Source organism: Chryseobacterium sp. 2VB (genome assembly GCF_005503635.1).
Taxonomy (GTDB): domain Bacteria; phylum Bacteroidota; class Bacteroidia; order Flavobacteriales; family Weeksellaceae; genus Chryseobacterium; species Chryseobacterium cupriresistens.
Genome location: NZ_SCNC01000003.1, coordinates 144149 through 162613, shown reverse-complemented (window position 1 = coordinate 162613; position 18465 = coordinate 144149). Strand labels below are relative to the sequence as shown.

Sequence of the window (18465 nt, the reverse complement as noted above, 5' to 3'; positions counted from 1 at the left end):
CAAAACACCTTAAAAAAATTATACAATGAAAAAAAAATCCATCTTTACCGCACTGATTGCCATGATGCTTCAGTCTGGTTCTCTGATTAACGCACAGCAGCTTAGCCCTACAGGAATATGCTATGTGGAAGTGAATAACAACAACCTCCTGAATGCGGGAGCGTACAAACTGCAGACATCGAACAGCTACCTGTTTAATGTGGTGAATATTTTTGCGGCTAATATTAATTATGATACCAGCCGTGGTAGAGCATATCTGTATTCCAATAATAACGTAACCAAGGTTCTTACTAATGCAGATACTTACATAAAGCCACTTCAGCAAAAGGGAATGAAAGTAGTACTGACTATTTTAGGGAATCACCAAGGGGCCGGGATCTGTAATTTTCCTACCCGTGAAGCCGCAAAAGACTTTGCTCTGCAGCTTGCCAATACAGTGAATACCTACGGTCTTGATGGAATTGATTTTGATGATGAATATTCTGAATACGGAAATAACGGAACAGGACAGCCTAATGACAGCTCATTTGTAATGCTTGTTCAGGAGCTCAGAGCTTTATTACCGAATAAAATTATTTCATTCTACTATTATGGTCCCGCAGCTTCAAGACTTTCCTGGAACGGAGCCAGAGTAGGAGATAATGTCAACTACAGCTGGAATGCCATGTACGGAACATTCTCTGCTCCCAATGTACCACCTCTTACCAAAGCACAAATCTCTCCTGCAGCCGTATGGATGGGAAATACTTCCAATTCTACCACCACCAGCCTGGCAACCCAAACGAAAAATGGCGGCTATGGCGTATTCATGTGGTATGATTTACATGGAACGAATGAAACGGCACAGCTTTCAGCAGGAACTCAGACATTATATGGAGAACCAACTGTTTTAAGCGGTACTTTACAATCCTGGACACAAGGAACCAATTGTGATGCCCCTATCGGATTGTACACAAGCAATCTTACAGGAACAAGCGCTAAATTAAACTGGTCAGCCGTAGGAAGCAATACCTATGATGTTGATTATAAACCAGCTTCTTCAACAACATGGACGAATGCAGTAACAGCAACGAGCTCCACTTCTGTAACCATTTCCGGATTAACAGCCAATACCGAATATGACTGGAGAATTAGAACCAACTGCAGTGTGAAAAGCGCCTATATGTTTGCTCCAAGATTTAGAAGCACTTCAGGAACAACTCCTACAGGATCCTATGCTCTGTCTTTGGATGGAAGTACTGAATCAGGAGCGGCCGGAAGTATGAATCTAAGTGGCTCAGCATTGTCTTTTGAAGGGTGGATCAAACCGTCATCGTTCAAATCTGCGTCGCCATATATTTCTTCTATCATGGGAACAGAGGTAAGCGACAGCAATTCTGCATTCTTACGATTAGGAGATGCAAGTCTGGCGAATAATAAACTTCAGTTTGTGGTAAGTATTAATAATGTACAGCAAAAACTGGCTTCTGCAACAGCTCTGAATGCCAATACCTGGTATCACGTAGCAGCTACTTACGATGGATCCAATATGAAAATTTATATCAATGGTGTTCTGGATGCCACCAAAGCACAAACCGGAAGTGTGAATTCAACAGGGGCATTCAATGTAGGATATTTATATAATACTTCCAGAAACTTCAATGGGAAAATAGATGAGGTAAGAGTTTGGAAACGCGCATTAAGCCAGACAGAAATCAGTCAGAATATGTGTAATGTATCCGTTCCGGCAACTTCACTGGCTGCTTATTGGAAGTTTAACGAAGGAAGTGGTTCTACAGTTCAGGATACTTCAGGAAATGGTGTGACTTTAACGTTAACGGGAGTTGATTCTTCTAACTGGGGAACAGATGTACCATGTACAACAGGAAGTTCAGCATTAGCAAGAACTGCAGGGCAAAAGGCGGTCAATGTCGGAGAGACAAGCATTAAAAATCAAATCAAATTATATCCTAATCCGGCAAGCAAATCTTCATCACTGACAGTTTCTGTTCCGGATGAATACAGCAAAGGAAAATTGACAATTTATGATTTTAACGGAAGAATCGTAGATACAAAATCACTGAACTTAGGAGATAACCAATATGAATTGAGCAGAATTTCCGCAGGAAACTATATCGTTCAGTTTGAATCTCATGATGGAAGCCTGAAACAATCCGAAAAACTAATTGTAAAATAACAAACCCAGTCATTGGGTTTCGGCCCAATGATTTTTTCTACTACAAAATTGATATACTATGAGAAAAAAATCCTTTTTTATTCCCTTAATGGCCCTGATGCTTCAGTCAGCTCCGGCACTCAAAGCACAGCAGCTTGATCCTTTGGGAGTCTGCTATGTGGAAGTGAACAACAACAATATGCTGAATGCAGGTTCCTATACTTTACAGAATACCAACAAACAGCTTTTTGATGTAGCCATTATTTTTGCAGCCAATATCAACTATGATGTTTCCAAAAACCGTGCTTACATTTCAAACAATAACAACGTTACCAAAGTTCTGAATGATGTCAATACCTACGTAAAACCTTTACAGCAAAAAGGAATAAAAGTATTGCTTGATCTTTTAGGAAACCACCAGGGAGCGGGAATTTCCAATTTCCCTAACCGTGAAGCGGCTAAAGATTTCGCCTTACAGGTGGCTCACACTGTTTACACCTACGGACTCGATGGAGTAGACCTTGATGATGAATACGCAGGATACGGAAATAACGGAACAGGACAGCCTAATAACAGTTCTTTTGTCATGCTTTTACAGGAACTGAAAGCCGCAATGCCGGATAAGCTGATTACGTTTTATTACTATGGTCCGGCTACAACCAGACAAACGTATAATGGAGATTTAGCCGGAAATTATATCAATTACACCTGGAATGCCATGTACAGTACGTACAATGCGCCTGTTGTTCCGCCTCTTGATAAATCTAAAATCTCTGCAGCGGCAACCTGGATACAAAACTCGAATCCAAGTTCAACTTCTTCCATTACATTGGCAAGCTTAGCAACCAGCACAAAGAATGATCAATATGGTGTATTTATGTGGTACGATCTGCCGGGAACCAATGTAGCCAGCTACCTGAGTACAGGATCCAATATTCTTTATAATGAAAATACACTCTTAAGCGGTCAGTTGTATCCATGGTCACAGGGACAGGCTTGTGATCCGCCATTGGGACTGGATGTTTCCAACGTGACAGGAACTTCAGCTCAACTGAACTGGACTTCCAATGCTTCCCAGTCTTACAATATTGACTATAAACCAGCTAATTCAACGGTATGGACGAACGTTGCCAGCAATTATTCAGGAAATAATATTGTCATCAACAATCTTACTCTGAATACCAATTACGATTGGAGAATCCAGTCTAACTGCTCACCGACATTAACAAGTACTTATATTTTTGCACCAAGGTTTAACTCCGGAAGTGGCTGCACTACGCCATCAGGATTGACTTCCGGAAGTTTCCTTGGCAATACCACTCAGTTATCATGGGATGCCGGAAATGCAACTTCATATACGTTACAGTATAAAACTGCTGCTGCCACAACCTGGACTGAAATTCCAAATATTACAACCAATTCCTATTCATTACAAAACCTGACACCTAATACAAGTTATGTATGGAAAGTACAGGCTTCATGTACAGGAGGAACGACAAGTACTTATTCAGGAGAAGGATCATTCAACAGTGGTTTTGCTCCGGTTACAAGTCCGGGTGCAAGATCTCTTGCTTTCAACGGAAGCACGCATTATCTTAACGCAGGACAATTTAACCTGAGTGGAAACGCGGTGACCTTTGAAGGTTGGGTAAAAGTAAATGCTTTCAAAACAGGCTTTCCGTATATTTCATCGGTAATGGGTATTGAAGTAGGAGATAACAACTCGGCGATGCTTCGTTTCGGAGACGGAAACCTTGCGAATAATAAGCTGCAGTTTATATTAAGTTTTGGTTCGTCACAGGTGAAATTGAATACGAATACTTCATTCAACACTAATACATGGTATCATATAGCAGCCACTTATGATGGTGCAGCCATGAAAATTTATGTCAACGGTAATCTTGATGCAACGTTTGCGGTGACGGGTAACTTTACGGCAAACGGAATCCTTTATCTGGGAAGAAACTATGACAATTCACGTACAATCAATGGTTTCCTTGATGAATTCAGAGTTTGGAAAAGAGCACTGACACCACAGGAAATCATGAATAACAGCTGTAATGTTCCTGCCAATTCTACAGGTCTTGAAGCCAACTGGAAAATGGATGAAGGCAGTGGAATGGGAGCTTTGGATGCTACAGCCAATACCCATTTTGCAACCCTGATCAATATGACAGATGCCAACTGGAGAACAGATGTTGCCTGCGCTTCTAATCTTGCAGTGAAAGATGTTGAATCTGTGAAAGACAACAGCGCAGTGTACCCAAATCCTGTGAAACGAGGAAATGATATTCACTTTGCTATCAGTGACAACTCTGCAAGTGAAGTGGCATTGTACGATGCGTCAGGAAAATTATTCAAAAAACAGAATATTAATCAAAATAATAACGCAGTGAATACGCAGGATTTAATCAGTGGTACTTATATTTACAAAATTACACCCGCAAACAGTAAAGTAATATCAACCGGTAAAATTATTGTGAAGTAAGATTTTGATAATAAAATAGTAACCGGGACTAATGAAATAGAGTCTGAAATACAAAGCAGGCAGACAGAGGTGTACTTCTGTTTGTCTGTTTTTTCAGTCACAGGAAGACTTGAATTTAAAATAAAAAATAATGCAGAATATAGTAGGAATCGATATTGGAGGGTCGCACATCACGCTGGCTCAGGTAGATCCGGAAAAACGTGAAATCATTTCATCCACCTATGTAAGAGAACATGTAGATGCTTTCGAAAACAAAGAAGTTATTTTCAACGCCTGGGTTTCAGCCATTAATAAGGTGGCTCATGATCTGGTAAAAGAAGATCTTTTAATCGGTATCGCAATGCCGGGACCTTTCGATTATGAAAATGGAATATCTCTTATGCGGCAGGGAAAATTTATTGATATCTATCAGGTCAATATTAAAGAAGAACTGGCAAAAAGGCTGGCCATTTCTCAGAAGCAGATTCATTTTGTAAATGATGCGGCTGCGTTTATGGAAGGAGAAGTATTCGGAGGATGTGCCCAAGGTTTCAACAGTGCTTTTGGAGTGACTCTTGGAACAGGATTGGGAACTACTTTCTTCAATGGAAAATTTGCTGCCGATGAAGATTTATGGGATGCTCCCTTCAGAGATTCCATCAGTGAAGACTATCTGGCGACACGCTGGTTTGTGAATCATTATAAAGAACTGACCGGAGAAGAAATCTCAGGAACGAAAGATCTTCTGGATAAACCTACAGAGATACAGACTCAAATGTTTAACGATTATGCAGACTCCTTTTCTGAGTTTATTGTCAGATATGTAGATCATTACAAACCGGAAGTTTTAGTTATAGGAGGAAATATTGCCAAGGCTTATCCTCATTTTGAGCAAAGATTTATTCAGAACTTAACCAAGAATAATATTAACTTGCAGGTTAAAATTTCTGCCATATTTGAAGATGCGGCCATTCTTGGAGCTGCCAGCTATGCATTAAAAAAGCGTATATAAATTAACAAACGAAAAGATACAATGAAGTTTATATTTTCTACTTGCTTACTGTTATTACAGGCCTGGGCTTTAGGTCAGAATGTATCTCCCGTAGACTATGTGAATCCTGTGATGGGAACCCAATCCAAACCTTCATTATCCAATGGAAATACCTATCCGGCAGTCGGACTTCCATGGGGAATGAATATCTGGACACCCCAGACCGGTAAAATGGGCGATGGATGGGCATATACCTACGATGCAGATAAAATAAAAGGATTTAAACAAACCCACCAGCCGTCTCCCTGGATGAACGATTATGGCGCATTTGCCATCATGCCTGGAGTTGGAAAAGTGAAGTTTAAAGAAGACGAAAGAGCAAGCTGGTTCAGCCATAAAGCTGAGGTTACCACACCTTATTTCTATAGCGTTTATCTTGCTGATATCAATGTCACAACAGAATTTACACCTACTGAAAGAGCCTCTTATTTTAAATTTGATTTTCCAAAGACAGACAGCGCTTACGTAGTGGTTGATGCTTTGAACAAAGGATCTTATATCAAAATTTTACCAAAAGAAAGAAAAATCCTCGGATATACTACAAGATATTCTACCGGGAAATACGAAAACTTTAAAAACTACTTTGTTATTCAGTTTGATAAAGATTTTGAACTCACAAAAACCTGGAAAGATGATAAACTGGTGAATGATCAGTTAGAAATTACCAGTGATCACACCGGAGCTGTGGTAGGATTTAAGCTTAAAAATAAAGAAACGGTGTATGCAAAAGTAGCTTCTTCATTCATCAGCTTTGAACAGGCAGAACTGAATCTTAAAAGAGAAATCGGAAACAGAAATTTTGAACAGGTCAAGACCGACGCTAAAAATATCTGGAATAAGACATTAGGAAAAATAGAAGTAAAAGGAGGAACAGATCAGCAGATGAGAACCTTTTATTCCTCTTTATACAGAACTTTATTCTTCCCGCAAAAGTTATATGAGATTGATGCTCAAAATAAAATAAAACATTGGAGTCCATACAATGGCAAAATTGTAGACGGAAGAATGTTTGCAGGAACCGGTTTTTGGGATACTTTCCGTGCTCTATATCCTTTCCTGAATCTGGTGTATCCAAGCATTAATGTGGAAATGCAGGAGGGACTGGCCAACGCTTATAAAGAAGGTGGTTTCTTACCAGAGTGGAGCAGTCCGGGATATTCTGATATTATGATTGGAAACAATTCCGCATCCGTAGTAGCAGATGCTTACATCAAAGGACTTCGCGGATATGATACAGAAGCGCTGTGGCAGGCTGTAAAACACGGAGCAAACAATGAAGGTCCTATAGAAGCTGTAGGCCGCGCAGGAGTAAAGTATTATAATGAATTGGGCTATGTTCCTTACGATGTAAAGATCAATGAAAATGCAGCAAGAACATTGGAGTATGCTTATGATGATTTTTCAATCTATCAATTAGGAAAAGCACTAGGAAAACCTGCTTCAGAAATTGATATTTATAAGAAAAGAGCTTATAATTACAAAAATGTATTCGACAAGGAGACGGGCCTTATGCGTGGTAAAAATAAAGATGGTAACTTCCAGAAACCTTTCAATCCTTTCAAATGGGGAGATGCTTTCACAGAAGGAAACAGCTGGCATTACACATGGTCGGTTTTCCAGGACATTGATGGTTTGGCAGAACTGATGGGTGGGAAAAAGAAATTTGAAGCCAAATTAGATGAAGTATTTTCATTGCCTCCGGTTTTTGATGACAGTTATTATGGAGGCGTGATCCACGAGATCAGAGAAATGCAGATCATGAATATGGGTCAGTATGCCCACGGAAATCAGCCTATTCAGCACATGATTTATCTGTACAACTATGCAGGTGCACCTTACAAAACTCAATATTGGGCGAGACAGGTGATGAATAAATTGTATCATGCCACTCCGGACGGATATTGCGGTGATGAAGATAACGGACAAACGTCTGCATGGTATATTTTCTCAGCCCTTGGATTTTATCCGGTAACACCGGCGACAGATCAATACGTATTGGGAGCGCCATTATTTAAAGAAGCTACCATCCATTTGGAGAATGGTAAGAAAATTGAAATAAAGGCTCCGGAAAACAACGCAGAAAATCTATATGTAAAATCACTGAATGTAAACCAACAGCCTTATTCCAAAAACTGGCTGAGCCACAAGGAATTGATGAAAGGTGCTGTGTTAGACTTTAAAATGGATAGCAAACCTAATAAAGAAAGAGGTACACAGGAAAAAGATTTCCCATATTCAATGTCAAAAGAAGAGTCAAATAAATAAATTTTAAATTAAAAATATAGCTGTATGAGTACAGAGAAAAAAGAAATATTCGATAGAGTAGAAAGCATGCTGCAAGGACAAGGTTTTAACATCGCAGCAAAAGACGATACAAGACCATGGGGAGGATTTTTTGTGATTGATGAAACACAGGCACAGGATTTTGCCAACCAATATTTCGATGGGATTGATGTAGACAGCCTGAGAATAGGAGGGAAGCTAAGCCCTAAAATTCTTATCGTGGCTCCGGAAGCAAGATTAAGCTGGCAGTATCACCACAGAAGAGCCGAAATCTGGCAGGTAGTGGAAGGAACGGTAGGTATCAAAAGAAGCAATACCGATGAAGAGGGAGAATTGAAAGAATATGGCCCGAAAGATCAGGTGAAGCTTCAGCAGGGAGAAAGACACAGATTAATTGGTCTTGCAGGCTGGGGAATCGTAGCTGAAATCTGGCAGCATACCGATGCCTCCAATCCTTCAGATGAAGATGATATCGTAAGAGTACAGGACGACTTTGGAAGATAAATAAAAAATCCGCTTCAAAAATTGAAGCGGATTTTTTATTGGTAAGGAAGCTTGAGGCTGGAAGAGGGGAGTTTCTGTAAGTTTTCATAACTCTTGGATTTCCTTCGTTATTAGAGGCAATTTTACCTGCGTATGGTAATAATCAAACCTTATAGGTTTCTGAAACCTATAAGGTTTTGTTTATTCAGAAAAGTATAAATCAGTAATTTATTCCTAAATAAGAATTCTACCGGCTAGCACTTCCAGCATCATTCTTCCATCTTCCCGCCTTAAAACGTCACATCCAGTCCCACATAGAAGTTGGCCTTCATAATCGGAGCATATACCATTCCTCCGTCAAAATAGCTTCCGAAAGGATTTTTAAAATCTACAATCGCATTTTTCTGATAGTAAGAAGTAAGGTTTTCTCCTCCTAAATAAGCCCTGATTTTTTTATTGAAATTTCTTGAGATCTGAGCATTAAGAACTGCATAGGATTCTGAATACGTCGGTAACTGAAACTCTGCCGGATTCGTTGAAGTATCAGGAAGTCTTTGCTTTCCAACCCAGTTTAAAGTCGTATCAAAACTCCAGAATCCGCCATTATCATTTTTATTGGTTGAATAGGCCAGATTCACAAACCCTCTGTGCTTCGCCATAAAAGGAACTTCTCTTCTTCCACCGATATAATCTGCCTGTACGTCATAGTATTTATAAGCCAGTCTTACTTCAAGGTTTTTGACAGGCATGAAATCCCATTGGGTCTGGAATGAATTGGCAAAAGATTTTCCATCCAGATTATAGAATGTCAGCTGTTGAGGAGATCTGTCCAGATCTACCAATACCTGATCCTGGAAATCTGTTCTGAAGAAGTCTGCAACAATGCTCGATTTCCTTCCGAATAACTTAAATTCCTGTTGTAAACTCGCTCCATAATTCCATGCGATTTCAGGTCTTAATCCATAAATATTTCCTCCGTTAGGTAAAATATTAATCGCTCTGTTTGATGCAAAATACTGCTGGCTCTCTGCAAATACATTCGCTGTTCTGAATCCTCTTCCGGCAGAAAGTCTTAAAATAGTTTGAGGCGTGAAGTCATATTTAAAGTTCAATCTTGGCGTAAACTGTGTTCCTGCCAGATTGTGAAAATCTACTCTTGAACCTGCTACTAAAGTATATTTTAAACCAGTTAAAGTATATTCAGCAAAAATGCCCGGTACAATTTCATTTCTTCTCATATCATCCAGCAAATACGTTTCTTTGTATCCGTCATATAAGAAACTTGCTCCAGCCTTATATTTGTGGTTGGTATTTCCGATGATGCTTTCAAAAATTAAATTGGAATAGTATGTATGCTGCTGTCCCGCATAATTTCTTAATCCAAAGAAGCTGTCCTGCTGATGGTAAACATACTGGTTCATCCATCCGATACTCTGGTAAGGTTTTCCTTTAAAAACATACCCAGTTTTATTCCAGACCTGGAATCTTGAAATATCGATTCCAACCCCATAAAAAGGCTGTTTGTCCTGACCCAGTTTTTTATCAAAACCAATCTGTCCTGCCGTTCTTTCATCTCTGATAAAATTAATTCCAAAATGAGACCCGAACCCCGACTTTTCAAGATCATTATAATTAAGCAAATATGCTGCATTAATCTGTGTTCCTTTCGGTCTATCCAGAAAACCATCATGGTTCATATCCGTATTTCCAAACGTTCCGTTGCCGTGAAGAAGGAAAGTTTGCGACCATTTATCGTTGATAGGAGAAACATTGGTAATATTCACTTCAGCTCTTCCATTAAAATCAGAAAAAAGATTTAATGATGTTTCAGGAGCCTTTGCATTCTTCAGAAGTTCAGTGTTGATTTGTCCCGTGATACTTTCGTAGCCGTTGGTTACGGTACTTCCTCCTTTGGTAAGCTGAATACTTTCAATCCATCTTCCCGGGATAAAATTTAAGCCATAGGCAGAAGCCAGACCTCTGATCTCAGGTAACTGTTCTTTTGTCAAACTCGTGTATTTCTGATCCAACCCAAGCATTTTCAACTGTTTTGTTCCGGTAACTGCATTGCTGAAAGAAACATCTACCGTTGCATTGGTTTCGAAGCTTTCAGACAGATTACAGCAAGCTGCCTTTAACAGCTCTTTTTTATCAATATTAAAAACAAGTCCGGCTTCTTTCTTACTTAAAGCTGTTGCTGCCTTAGAACCCGTTACCACAACACCATCAATACTTTTTTCATGTTGAGAATGATCCTCTTTAGCTGGTGAAGTCTCATTGTCTTTATGGTCGTCATGCTTTGTTGCTTCTTCGTAATGAACCTTTGGATTAGGCTGCCCGAAAGTAAACTCTCTGTCATAAAGACAGCATCCCGGAAGGCCATTGTAAACAGCATCTGAAGCTTTGTATTTTTCATTATCATGTCCTGCATCAGCAATAGCCTTTAAAATCTTATCTGATGAGGTTTTTGAAGGGTCAAAATGTAAAGTAACCGTTTGCTTTTCAGCATTCCATTCTGCAGTATTGGCACCGGCATCTTTGGATGCTTTTTCAATTCTGGCTTTACATGAAGCACAGTTTCCTCTTACGTAGAATTCATTTTCTTTTTTAGGGGAAATAGTAGCATCCGCATGGTGCTCATGGTTGGTTTCTGTCTGGGAAGGCTGCAGATCTCTGTCGTAATGACAACATCCCGGAAGTCCTTCATAGGTTGTATCAGAAGCTTTGAATTTCTCATTGTCATGTCCTGCTTCTGCTACCTTTTTCAGAATATCATCAGAAGATACCTTATCTGTTTCTAAGGTTAGTGTCTGAAGATCAACAGAGTAAACGGCTGTTTTGGAACCCGCTTTTTTTGCGGCACTTTCAATTCTTGTTTTGCACATTTCACAGTTCCCTTTTACCTTGAACTGATTTTTTGAAAGTGTCTGAGCAGATATAAATTGTGTAAATAGGAATAATGCACCAAGTATGAACCTGGAAATATATAATTTCATTTTGTTTAAAGTTTTAATTAATTAAAAAACAGTTCATTATAAGGCATAATGAACCCATGCTATTTAATTAACCTATCTTGGGCGGTTGCCAGATTTCCTTCAAACGGTCTGAAAGATAAGGATCTGCATATTGAAACTGAAGATTCTTATTCGCTTTGTAATAAGACAGTTCCAGACGTAGATTTTTTGAAAAAGGGGTTTCAATAAAAGTATAGCAGGCAATGCATGATGAGCAGCAGTCGTCATTACATGATTTTGTGTTATCATGTTTGCTGTCTTTTTTTGAAGAATGATTTTTACAGCAGTCCATTTTCTTGGAAGATTCTGCTTTACAGCATGTTTCCTGCATTTCCTGCGCATAGAAATAGTCCTTGGGAATCAGAAAAACTCCCAGACAAAAAACTATGGCAAGTATGTGAAACAGCTTCATCTCTGCAAAAATACAAAATTTATGGTAAAGGATCACCAACTTTTAGAGAACAGCTATGCCATGGCTCACCATGAGCGGGGTTCAGTTTCGGTTTTTCTCCCATTGCCAGGTTCTGTGCTGCGGGTGCAGGAGCCGGACCTGGAGTTGCTTGAACTGCATTTTGCACTGCCTGTGGCGCAGGAGCTGGCTTACTGTTTAAGGGCTGTCCCACGGGAATATCACATCGGTGTCCAGGCTGTCCGTGTGGAGGATTCATTCCTGGTGCGGTTTTTACCTGCTTCCCGTTATTATCAAGTGTGATTTTTCCTGATGATACAGCATTCGGATCAATCTGGATGGTATTGCCTCCGCTCACATTTACATTTTGTGTTGCAGGAGTAGCTGCAGCAGGTTGCCCATTCAAAGGCTGTCCTACGGGAATATCACATCGGTGTCCCGGTTGCCCGTGAGGAGGATTCATTCCCGGAGCTGTAGCCATAGGAGCAGCGTTGGACTGGATGCCTGCCTGTTCCATCAGAGCGGTTTTTGAGGTGGTATTTAGAGCTACGTTGGGCTGGCCAGCGTTGGCTTCTTCTTTTAAGTAAGTAGCTCTTTCATCCTTTTTACAGGATGCAGCTAAGAGTGATACGGCGATCAAACCTATAAATGTATTCTTCATATCCATGGGTATGAAACAAAATTAGCAAAACATTTTCAATTGTTTTGCTAATTTTATACTTATAATTTGATTTTTGGATTAATTTTTTACCAAAAGTCTAAATCCTTCCCCGTGAACGTTGATAATTTCCAATCCTTCGTCGTCTTTTAACAACTTACGAAGCTTGGCAATATAAACGTCCATACTTCTTGCTGTAAAATAATTTTCCTTTTTCCAGATCTTTCTTAAAGCAAGGTCTCTCGGCATGAAATCATTTCTGTGGATGCAAAGAAGTTTTAATAATTCGTTTTCTTTAGGAGATAGTTTATATTCTTTATCACCTACTTTCAGCTGTCTCAGCATAGAATCAAAGAAAATATTACTGATTTTAAACTGCTCCTGTTCTTCATTTTCCAAGGTAGAACTTCTCTGAAGAATTGCTTTTATTTTGTATAAAAGTAGCTCGGTATCAAATGGTTTTGTAATATAATCATCAGCACCTAACTGATATCCTTTCAAGATATCTTCTCTCATGTTTCTTGCAGTAAGGAAAATGATAGGTGTATTTTTATCAATCTTTTTTACATCTTCCGCTAATGAAAATCCGTCTTTTTTAGGCATCATTACGTCAAATATACAGATATCGAATTCATTTTCTGTAAATTCTTTAAGTCCCTGCTCCCCGTCAGTGGCAAGAGTCACTTCAAAATTATTGATGGTCAAATAATCTTTAAGCACCGCCCCGAAACTCTGATCGTCCTCTACTAATAATATTCTGTTGCTCATAATTTTAATAATTAAAAATTAACAATTAAGAATGAACTTCCTCACTCTATCTTCTATATTTTGATATTTGGTTTAACTTTATAATTGATGAATGATCATTGATAACTGATGTGAAAAAGATCTGTATCATTTATCGCTTATCATCTATCATTTATTTTTCTAGCTCATTGGCAGTTTTATCGTAAACGTACTTCCTTTTCCTTTATGAGAGTCTACAATAATCTGTCCTTTGTGCAGTTCTACAATTTTCTTCACGTAAGAAAGACCTAATCCCTGGCCTTTTACGTTGTGAATATTTCCGGTTTCTTCCCTGAAGAATTTTTCGAAAATTTTGGTTTTATTCTGTGTATCCATTCCCATTCCTTTATCGGAAATTTCAATCACATACCAGTGTCCTTCATTTCTTGTTTCCACATGTATTTCCGGTGCTTCAGGAGAATATTTATTGGCATTATCCAGTAAGTTGACCAGCATATTGGAGATGTGGAATTCATCTATTTTAAAATTATACTGAGTGGCCGTGAACTTCTGTGTAAGCGTTCCGTTTCTTTGTTGTACAATCAGGTTGAAAGATTCTGTCGTTTTTTTGATCAGCTCTCTTACGTTGGTCTCTTTTAAAAATAATTCCACTTCATTTCGTTCAAGCTTGGACATGTTAAGTACATTTTCCACCTGTTTTTTCATCCTTAAATTCTCCTGCTTGATCAGTTCGGAATAGTATTTTACTTTATCCGGATTGGTGGCAATTTTATCATTAGCCAACGAATCCGTTGCAACAGAAATGGTTGCCAATGGTGTCTTAAACTCGTGAGACATGTTGTTGATGAAGTCTGTTTTCACTTCAGCAAGTTTTTTCTGCCTCATCATATAATTGATGGAAATAATATAAATCCCAAGAATGGTAAGGAGAGAAAGAAATGTTCCCAAAAGCATCGGCCAGTTATTCATCGCCAGGGAATATTCTTTTTTAGGAAATACCAGAGCAAGGCTGTATAATGTATTTTTCTTATCGGCAAACAGAGGAAAGCTGTAGGTATTACTGTCTTTCTTTTCTTTATAAGCCTTATTCGCAATGCTTGTAAGCTTATTATTACGATCCAGAACTCCATATCCGAACTTGGCAGTGATCCCTCTTATTTTAAGCTCTTTGGCAATAACGGAGTCCAGTGTTTTAGGATCCACTCTTTTGGTGATAGGAAGGTTGTTTCCATATACTTTCACAAACTCTTTCATGGAGTAATCTCCCGTCTCAATCTCCTGATTGATATCTTGCGTTAAAAGTTCGCGATTGGTGGTGTCTCTTTTTATTTTATAAGCAGCTTCGTCTGTATACAAAGTCGTCAGCTTGATAGAATCTCCTTTTTGAGAAATAGGCAGCTGCGTTTTTTCAATGATATTTTTGGAATAAATAATCTGTCTTTGAGTCCCGGAGTCTTCTACTTGCTGAATAGTAGTTAAAGACGGCTGTTTGCTGTTCGCAAGAATGTTTTTTCTGAAATCTTTATAATCCTGATTCAGGTATTTGTCAGCTTCAATCTCTTCAATACTTTTTGAAGTACTTTCCAAAACCGCATACACTTTATTTGAAAAATCCTGTTCCAGTACGCCGTAATAGCCTTTCAACCAATAAAATTGGAGCGTTACAAAGACAATCAGTGAGATCGTCATAAACACTGAAATTATTGGGATGAATTTGTTATTCATTATTTAAAATATATATGTTTTGGAAAAATGAATGTTAAAATTAATTTTTTTAAGAGTACATAAACAAAAAACGAGCCAAAAAATTGTTTTTTTTTTCTTAAAAGAGTGTTTTTTAACAATTATTTATGAATTATCTTTTACTTGTCATATGAAAAGTCCTTTCAATAAATAAAATGCTAACTTTAATAAAAATAAATATATATGGAATCTACTATCATTTTCAACAAAGATTTTGATGCATCAAGTGCTTATGTTATGAAGATTTTTAAGGCTGATGTTTCAACCGTATGGAACTATTTTACACAAGCAAGATTATTGGATCAATGGTGGGGACCTAAACCGTGGAAATGTGAAACGGTAAGTCAGGATTTCAAGGAAGGAGGCACCTGGATGTATACAATGGTAGGTCCGAACGGGGAAAAAGGACCTATGTATGCTCAAACTCAATATGGAGAAATTACAGAACACAGAAGTCTTGACTGGATGAGTGCTTTCTGTGATGAAAAAGGGAATATCAATGAAGACTTCCCAAGGTCAAAATGGCTGATTGGCTTTACTGGATTGGAAGAAGGAACTAAAGTAACCATCAATATCTATTACCATTCTCCTGAAGTGATGAAAAAGCTTATGGATATGGGATTTGAAGAAGGCTTTAAAATAGGACTGAATCAATTGGAAGAATTGATTGGATGATTTTGAAAATGTAAAAAGCACTTATTTATAAAAAAGAGGATTTTCCATTAGAAAACCCTCTTTTATTTATCACCAGGAATTAACTTCCTGCTTCCATCTTCAAACTTCCAGGCTTTACAAAAGCTCTTCTTCCTGAAAATACTGGATAATCGCCTTTTTCATAAGCAAAGTCTGCTCATTAGGTTTGAGTTCCGGAAGTTCTTCCACAATTTCAAAGTGGGGCCATCCGTCTTCATAGTGGGTAAATTTATAATATCCAAATGGCTCAAGCAATCTGCAGACTGCAATATGGATCAGGTTTACTTTGTCTTCTTTTGTATATTTTTGCTGGCCGCTTCCCAGTTCCTGCAACCCTATCAGAAATAAGAGGGTTTCAATGGGCGGGTTCTTCTCTGTCTGGAAATTGTCTTCAAAGAATTGTTCTATTTTTTTCCAGTATTCAGTTTCGTTCATATAATTGATAAATGATGATTAATAATTGATGTTTTAACGTTTTAATTCTTCACCTAATTTCCTTTATAAGCAGAAGTTACTTTTAAAATTTCAGTAGCTTCGTTAATAAGAACATCTGATCTTTGATAGATCTGGCTCTGCACATTGCTCTATAGTTACTGGTTGTTGATGAAACAGATCTATCAATGATCATCTATTTTCAACAGAAACGCATACTCCAGTGCATCTTCTTTCAGAGATTCAAATCTTCCGCTTGCTCCTCCATGTCCGGAGCTCATATCAGTTTTGAAGATTAAAATGTTATTGTCCGTTTTTAATTCTCTTAATTTGGCGGTCCATTTTGCAGGCTCCCAGTATTGTACCTGAGAATCATGGAATCCTGTCGTGATCAGCATATGAGGATAATCTTTCGCTTCTACATTATCATAAGGAGAGTAGTCTTTCATGTAATGATAGTATTCCTTATCATTAGGATTTCCCCACTCATCATATTCTCCGGTTGTCAAAGGAATCGTATCATCCAGCATGGTTGTAACAACATCTACAAAAGGTACCTGTGCCACAATTCCGTTGAATAACTGAGGTTCATAATTTACCACAGCACCTACCAGCAATCCGCCGGCACTTCCTCCCATGGCATACATGTGTTTTGATGAAGTATAATTTTCTCTGATCAGGTATTTTCCGGCATCAATAAAATCAAAAAATGTATTTTTCTTAAACAGCATCTTCCCGTCTTCATACCATTCTCTTCCCAGATATTCTCCACCACGGATGTGAGCAATAGCATAAATAAATCCTCTATCCAGCAAAGACAATCTTACATTGGAAAAGCTGGCATCAACAGTATGTCCGTAGCTTCCATATCCATATAAAAGAAGCGGAGTGTCAGGTGATTTCTTAGTGTCTTTATGATAAACCAGGGAAATAGGAACTTTTGTCTTTCCATCTCTTGAATCTGCCCAGATTCTCTCTGAAATATAATTTTCAGGAGCAAACTTTCCACCCAAAACTTCCTGTTGTTTCAGAAGTTTTGTCGTCTTTTCCTTCATGTTATACTCATACGTGGAACTAGGCTGTGTAAGGGAAGTATATCCATAGCGTAAAATTTCCGTATCAAATTCCAGATTGATCCCGATATAAGCTGTATAAGTAGGATCGGAGAAAGGTAAGTAGTAAGACTCCTGTGTTTTCTCGTCAATGATTTTGATCTGAAGCAATCCTCTTTCTCTTTCCTCAAGAACCAGATAATCTTTAAAGATCTCAAAACCTTCCAGTAAAACTTCTGCACGGTGCGGAATCACATCAACCCAGTTTTCCATGCTGCAGTTATCAATCTTTGCCTTTACAATCTTGAAATTGATCGCATCATCCGCATTGGTAATGATATAAAATTCGTCTTCATAATGCTCTACTGAATATTCAAGATCATCTATCCTTGGCTGGATCACCGTCCATTCTGCAAATACATTGTCTGAAGGAATAAAACGATGTTCATCCGAAATAGTGCTTGAGCTTGCAATGAAAATGTACTCTAATGATTTTGTCTTAAATACATTAACATCAAAAGTCTCATCTTCTTCATGGAAGATCAGAACATCTTCCGCTGAATCTGTTCCCAGCCGATGTCTGTATACCTGAAATGCACGAAGGCTTTTGTCTTTTCTGATGTAAAAAATATGCTGGTTATCATTCGCCCAAACGGCTTTCCCTGTAGTATTAGGGATCGTATCCGGCAAAATTTCCCCTGTCTTTAAATTTTTAAAATTAAGCGTATAAATTCTTCTTCCTACATCATCTGAAGAAAAAGAGGCCAGTTCGTTATTGGGGCTTACTGCTACACTTCCTACTTCAAAAAACTCTTTGCCGTCTGCCAGAATATTAACGTCAAGTACAATTTCCTCATCATTCTCAAGGTTTTTATACTTTCTGCAGAAGATAGGATATTCTTTGCCCTCTTCATAACGCACAATATACCAGTACTCATTAAAGAAATAAGGCAGAGACTCATCGTCCTTTTTATAGCGGGCTTTCATCTCTTCGAAAAGCTCTTCCTGAAGAGCTTCCGTATCTTTCATGATGAATTCTTCGTAGGCATTTTCCTCCTCAATGTATTGGATCACTTCGGGGTTTTCCCTTTCATTCAGCCAAAAGTAATTATCAGTTCTTCTATCGCCGTGTTTTTCTAATATTTTTTCAATTTTTTTTGCCTGTGGAGCTTTCATCCGGGGTATTTTTATTTTTTTATTGCATAGGATGTTCTTATACTTTTTCTTCTGAAAGTAAGTAATTTAAGCAGAAATCCTTTCAATATTAATTTTTGTTCA

Annotated in this window: 13 protein-coding genes; 6 read left to right on the top strand and 7 right to left on the bottom strand. The window is 38.3% G+C overall.

Features of this window, described 5'->3' with window-relative positions:
* Positions 1–25 precede the first annotated feature (25 nt).
* The 5 genes from FFS26_RS04785 to FFS26_RS04765 all read left to right on the top strand — a co-directional run bounded on the left by FFS26_RS04785 (position 26) and on the right by FFS26_RS04765 (position 8460).
* Positions 26–2176 (top strand): endo-beta-N-acetylglucosaminidase H, encoded by a 2151-nt coding sequence (locus tag FFS26_RS04785; RefSeq protein ID WP_110008364.1) that lies wholly within the window; start codon positions 26–28, stop codon positions 2174–2176.
* 58 nt (positions 2177–2234) lie between these two features.
* Entirely contained in the window at positions 2235–4643 is a 2409-nt protein-coding gene (locus FFS26_RS04780; protein WP_137904428.1) for an endo-beta-N-acetylglucosaminidase H, read from the top strand.
* Between the two features lie 130 nt (positions 4644–4773).
* A complete protein-coding gene (locus FFS26_RS04775; protein WP_110008366.1) occupies positions 4774–5634 on the top strand; it encodes an ROK family protein in 861 nt (286 codons plus the stop codon).
* Between the two features lie 21 nt (positions 5635–5655).
* Positions 5656–7938, top strand: a complete 2283-nt coding sequence (locus FFS26_RS04770) for a GH92 family glycosyl hydrolase (RefSeq protein WP_137904427.1) — start codon at positions 5656–5658, stop codon at positions 7936–7938.
* 24 nt (positions 7939–7962) lie between these two features.
* Entirely contained in the window at positions 7963–8460 is a 498-nt protein-coding gene (locus tag FFS26_RS04765; RefSeq protein ID WP_137904426.1) for a phosphoheptose isomerase, read from the top strand.
* A gap of 269 nt (positions 8461–8729) precedes the next feature.
* On the opposite strand, the gene FFS26_RS04760 is transcribed toward FFS26_RS04765, so the two are convergent.
* The 5 genes from FFS26_RS04760 to FFS26_RS04740 form a co-directional block, all read right to left on the bottom strand.
* Positions 8730–11435 carry a TonB-dependent receptor domain-containing protein gene (locus tag FFS26_RS04760; protein ID WP_137904425.1) on the bottom strand — a complete coding sequence of 902 codons (2706 nt, stop codon included), beginning with the start codon at positions 11433–11435 and terminating at the stop codon, positions 8730–8732.
* A gap of 67 nt (positions 11436–11502) precedes the next feature.
* A complete protein-coding gene (locus tag FFS26_RS04755; protein ID WP_171006242.1) occupies positions 11503–11865 on the bottom strand; it encodes a hypothetical protein in 363 nt (120 codons plus the stop codon).
* A 19-nt stretch (positions 11866–11884) separates the two neighbouring features.
* Positions 11885–12523, bottom strand: a complete 639-nt coding sequence (locus FFS26_RS04750) for a hypothetical protein (RefSeq protein WP_228449389.1) — start codon at positions 12521–12523, stop codon at positions 11885–11887.
* A gap of 78 nt (positions 12524–12601) precedes the next feature.
* Positions 12602–13288 (bottom strand): response regulator transcription factor, encoded by a 687-nt coding sequence (locus FFS26_RS04745; RefSeq protein ID WP_002982671.1) that lies wholly within the window; start codon positions 13286–13288, stop codon positions 12602–12604.
* 159 nt (positions 13289–13447) lie between these two features.
* Positions 13448–14992 (bottom strand): sensor histidine kinase, encoded by a 1545-nt coding sequence (locus FFS26_RS04740; protein WP_062673264.1) that lies wholly within the window; start codon positions 14990–14992, stop codon positions 13448–13450.
* 201 nt (positions 14993–15193) lie between these two features.
* On the opposite strand from FFS26_RS04740, the gene FFS26_RS04735 reads away from it, so the two are divergent.
* Positions 15194–15685, top strand: coding sequence for an SRPBCC domain-containing protein (locus FFS26_RS04735; protein ID WP_110008371.1), 492 nt, complete (start codon positions 15194–15196; stop codon positions 15683–15685).
* A gap of 114 nt (positions 15686–15799) precedes the next feature.
* Here the strand turns inward: FFS26_RS04735 and FFS26_RS04730 are convergent, their stop codons facing one another.
* Together FFS26_RS04730 and FFS26_RS04725 are read right to left on the bottom strand one after the other, a co-directional pair.
* Positions 15800–16138, bottom strand: coding sequence for a hypothetical protein (locus FFS26_RS04730; RefSeq protein WP_110008372.1), 339 nt, complete (start codon positions 16136–16138; stop codon positions 15800–15802).
* A gap of 182 nt (positions 16139–16320) precedes the next feature.
* Entirely contained in the window at positions 16321–18363 is a 2043-nt protein-coding gene (locus FFS26_RS04725) for a S9 family peptidase (protein WP_110008373.1), read from the bottom strand.
* Positions 18364–18465: the final 102 nt, after the last annotated feature.

Excerpts from the sequence above, each read along its gene's own strand:
- FFS26_RS04785 (WP_110008364.1), top strand. The coding sequence starts at position 26 with ATGAAAAAAAAATCCATCTTTACCGCACTGATTGCCATGATGCTTCAG.
- FFS26_RS04780 (WP_137904428.1), top strand. The coding sequence starts at position 2,235 with ATGAGAAAAAAATCCTTTTTTATTCCCTTAATGGCCCTGATGCTTCAG.
- FFS26_RS04775 (WP_110008366.1), top strand. The coding sequence starts at position 4,774 with ATGCAGAATATAGTAGGAATCGATATTGGAGGGTCGCACATCACGCTG.
- FFS26_RS04770 (WP_137904427.1), top strand. The coding sequence starts at position 5,656 with ATGAAGTTTATATTTTCTACTTGCTTACTGTTATTACAGGCCTGGGCT.
- FFS26_RS04765 (WP_137904426.1), top strand. The coding sequence starts at position 7,963 with ATGAGTACAGAGAAAAAAGAAATATTCGATAGAGTAGAAAGCATGCTG.
- FFS26_RS04760 (WP_137904425.1), bottom strand. The coding sequence starts at position 11,435 with ATGAAATTATATATTTCCAGGTTCATACTTGGTGCATTATTCCTATTT.
- FFS26_RS04755 (WP_171006242.1), bottom strand. The coding sequence starts at position 11,865 with ATGAAGCTGTTTCACATACTTGCCATAGTTTTTTGTCTGGGAGTTTTT.
- FFS26_RS04750 (WP_228449389.1), bottom strand. The coding sequence starts at position 12,523 with ATGAAGAATACATTTATAGGTTTGATCGCCGTATCACTCTTAGCTGCA.
- FFS26_RS04745 (WP_002982671.1), bottom strand. The coding sequence starts at position 13,288 with ATGAGCAACAGAATATTATTAGTAGAGGACGATCAGAGTTTCGGGGCG.
- FFS26_RS04740 (WP_062673264.1), bottom strand. The coding sequence starts at position 14,992 with ATGAATAACAAATTCATCCCAATAATTTCAGTGTTTATGACGATCTCA.
- FFS26_RS04735 (WP_110008371.1), top strand. The coding sequence starts at position 15,194 with ATGGAATCTACTATCATTTTCAACAAAGATTTTGATGCATCAAGTGCT.
- FFS26_RS04730 (WP_110008372.1), bottom strand. The coding sequence starts at position 16,138 with ATGAACGAAACTGAATACTGGAAAAAAATAGAACAATTCTTTGAAGAC.
- FFS26_RS04725 (WP_110008373.1), bottom strand. The coding sequence starts at position 18,363 with ATGAAAGCTCCACAGGCAAAAAAAATTGAAAAAATATTAGAAAAACAC.